The organism is Frankia sp. CeCAU1 (genome assembly GCF_977971845.1).
On record NZ_CDWWXA010000083.1, the window covers coordinates 18,572 to 22,369 of the forward strand.

The 3,798-nt window shown below is 72.3% G+C and carries 2 protein-coding genes; both read left to right on the forward strand.

The genetic code is table 11. The features are described 5' to 3' along the window. Positions 1 to 3,075, forward strand: a 3,075-nt coding sequence (locus tag AC08OO_RS15145; RefSeq protein WP_476618672.1) for a TM0106 family RecB-like putative nuclease, incomplete at its 5' end; no start/stop codon positions are given. A 187-nt stretch (positions 3,076 to 3,262) separates the two neighbouring features. Continuing rightward, the coding region (locus AC08OO_RS15150) for a GAF domain-containing protein (RefSeq protein ID WP_476618673.1) at positions 3,263 to 3,798 on the forward strand (536 nt) is incomplete at its 3' end.

Below are 3,798 nucleotides of genomic sequence, written 5' to 3' on the forward strand. Positions count from 1 at the left end.
GTCGGGGTCGGGGTCGGGGTCGTGCGCACGTTCCGGGTCGACGATGTCGTGCCGATGGTCGGGCACGCGCGCAGCCGTCTCGCCGATCGGCTGGCGGCTGCCCCCGCGGTTCCCGAACCGTCCTGGGCCGAGCCCCGGTCAGCCTGCGCCACCTGCGCGTTCAGCGCGCACTGCGCGCGCGGCCGGGCGGAGGCCCGCGACCTGTCGCTGGTCGCCGGGCTGCGCGGCGACCAGCGACGGGTGCTGCGCGCGGCCGGCATCACCGCGGTGGAGGAGCTCGCCGCGGCCCGCGACGACCAGCGGCCCGCGACGATGTCCCCAGCGACGTTCGCGGGACTGCGTCTTCAGGCGGAACTGCAGGCCGCGCAGGATGCGACGCGTACCGCGGACGACCCGGTCGGGACGGTGACCGTCCGGATGACCGGCCCGGAGGGGCTCGCGGCCCTTCCGGTGCCCGATCCCGGTGACATCTACTTCGATATGGAGGGCGATCCGTACGCGCTGGACGCCGCCGGTCTGGAGTACCTGTTCGGCGCGGTCACCCTCGCGGACGGCGAGCTCTTCCGGGCGTTCTGGGCACACGATCGGGCGGGGGAGCGGCAGGCGTTCGAGCGTTTCGTCGACTGGGCGACGGAGCGGTTGCGGGCGCACCCCGGCGCGCACATCTACCATTACGCGCCCTACGAGCCGAACGCGTTGCGCCGGCTGGCCGCGCGACACGGCACGCGGGAACGGCAGGTAGACGATCTGCTCGCCGGGCACCGGCTGGTGGATCTCTACGCCGTGGTCCGGCGCAGTCTGCGGATCTCCCAGCCGTCCTACTCGATCAAACACCTCGAACCGCTGTTCCTGCCCGGTGCCCGACAGGCCGAGGTGAAGAACGCCACCGACAGCATCGTGGCGTACGAGAGCTTCCTGGCACACCGCGCAGCCGGGGAGCTCGCCGCGGCCGACCGCGTCCTCGCTCAGATCGCCGACTACAACCGGATCGACTGCGTGTCGACTCACCGACTGCACCGCTGGCTCCTGGGCCTGCGGGGGGCCGACGGCGGCACGCCGCGGATCGACACCGCTGCCGCCGTTGAAACCGCTGCCGCAGCCGACACCGCAGCCGACACCGCCGACGACGACGCGCTCGTCGACACCCTCGTCGCGGGCCTTCCCGACGATCCGGCCGACTGGACGGGAGACCAGCGGGCGCGCGCCCTGCTCGCCGCGGCCGTCGGATACCACCGGCGTGAGAACAAGCCCGCCTGGTGGTCGTACTTCGCGGCGCTGACCGCCGATCGCGCCACGCTGGAATCGGCCGACGACTGCGCGGTCCCGGTGAGCTGGACCGTTGTCGAGGACTGGGTCGAACCGGCCGGGCGACGGCGGCGGAGTCGTCGACTGCTGCAGGCCCGCGTCGATCCGGACCGTCCGCATCCCTTCGACCGCGGCGAGGCGGTGCGGCTGCTCTACCCGGGACCGCCCGGGGCCGAGGGCGCCACCACCGACGCGGTCGTCGAGCGGGCCGAGCCGCACACGCTGCTGCTGCGGGAGAGCGTCGCCCCCGACGGCGTGGCCCGCAGGCCGCCCCTCGCCGTGCTGCCCGGATCGCCGGTGCGTCCGGAACCCAAGCCGGCGGCGATCCGCGACCTCGCCCGCCGGACCGCCGACGCCCTGCCGGACCTGCCCGCGGACCCCGCGTTGGACCTGCTGCGGCGTCGCCCCCCGCGGCTGGTCGGCCGGGACGACCTGCCGGCGCCCGGCGAGCACGACGGAGACCAGATTGCCGCCGTGCTCGCCGCGGTGAGCACGCTCGACGGCTCCTACCTGGCCGTGCAGGGGCCGCCGGGGGCGGGCAAGACCTACCTCGCCGGCAGGCTCATCCGCCATCTCGTCGAGCAGGGGCGCACGGTCGGGGTCTGCTCGACCAGTCACAAGGCGATCGAGAACGCGATGCTCGCCGCGACCGGCCAGCCGCCGGCGGACCCGAAGCCCGCGGATACCCGGGCCGCGGATACCCGGGCCGCGGACGCCGTGCCCGCCTGGCGCCCCGCGGTGCCCGCCGCGAAGAAACAGCGGTCCGGGGCGAGGCCGGCTTCGGCGGCTTCGGGCATGTTCCCGCCCTGGGATGGTCCGCGGGATCTGCGGGCACTCGCGGCGTGGCGCCGGGAGCACCCCGAGGGCCACCTGGTCGGGGACACCGCCTGGGCGTTCGCGAACCCGGTGCTGCGTGGTGACCCCTTCGACGTTCTGATCATCGACGAGGCGGGGCAGTTCGCGCTCGCGGACACCCTCGCGGTGGCTGGCGCGGCCCGCAACCTCGTGCTCCTCGGCGATCCGCAGCAACTGCCGCAGGTGGTGGCCGGCATCCATCCGGACGGCGCGGACGCATCGGCGCTGTCGCATCTGCTCGGCGACGCCGAGGTGATCCCGCCCGAGTTCGGCTACTTCCTCGACCGGACCCGCCGGCTGCACCCGGCCGTGTGCGCGCCGGTGTCGGCGCTGGCGTACCGGGGGCTGCTGCACGCGCATCCGGTGGCCGGGACGCGCGCCGTGGCGGGTGTGCCGGCCGGGCTGTACCTGCACGACGTCGAGCATCACGACAACGGCACCCGGTCGGACGAGGAGGTGGCCGTGATCCGTGACATCGTTCGCCACCTGCTCGGTCGTACCCTCGTCGACGGCGGGCCCCTGCGCCCGCTCCTCGGCAGTGACCTGCTCGTCGTCGCCCCCTACAACCGGCAGGTGCGGGCGGTCGAGCACGCGCTGGGCAAGGCGGGCCTGCCCGGGGTGCGGGTCGGGACGGTGGACCGTTTCCAGGGCCAGGAGGCAGCCGTCGTCATCACCTCGCTCACCACGTCCAGCTCGGCCCAGGCGTCGCGGGGGCTGGACTTCCTGCTCTCCCGCAACCGGCTCAACGTCGCGATCTCCCGGGCACAGGTGGCGGCGGCGCTGGTCATGTCACCGGCGCTGCTCGACAGCTCTCCCCGTTCGGTCGCCGAACTTCAGCTCCTCGCCGGGTTAGCCCGGCTGCGTGCCATGGCCCGAACGGACCTGCTCACCGTGCGCTCCCCGATACATTCCTGACACTTTCTTGGTACGTTGCCGGAACCTGGTGGGTGGTGGCGATGAAGCCACGGAGTCCACTACGCGCCCGCGGCCCCCGACTCTCATGCAGATATGTAAAGTCCGTTTCGTCGGTATTTGTTTGTGCTTATTGTAAAGCCGGTGCTAGGATTCGCGACGTCTGGGCAGGTTGGGGAAGGGGATGCTCATGACTCTTACACTGGCTATTCCTAGCCGTATGCAAACTGTTCTGCCTCGGGCGCTCGCGCGCCTGCGGGCCTCATCGGGTGCACACATTACTTTCGGGGGAATGGTCGCACTCCATTCCCGCACCCTGACCATCACCAACGTGGACGGGCCGGGGCCGGCCGGGCTGATCGGTGTCGAGATCCCATCCGGGATGGGCATCGGCGGTCAGGTCGTCAAGCATTGCCGGCCGGTCGTCATCAACGATCGAGCTGCCGCGCGAAGAGCGCTGCGATCCACCGCCGCGGAGATCGACGACACCGGTCTCGGTGCGATCATGGCGGTGCCGGTGTGTGAGGACGGCGCGGTGGCTGCGGTACTGTACGCCGCTGTCGAACCGGATCTGTCATTCGATGAGTCGGCTATTCACGCGGCCATGGCGGTGGCCCGGTTGATGGAGCGCGAACTCGGTCTCGTCAGCGGGGGGCCGCGGTCGAGAGTGCCGTCGGTACCGGTCCAGGGGCGGGTGCCGGTCGAGGGGCGGGTGCCCGTTCAGGG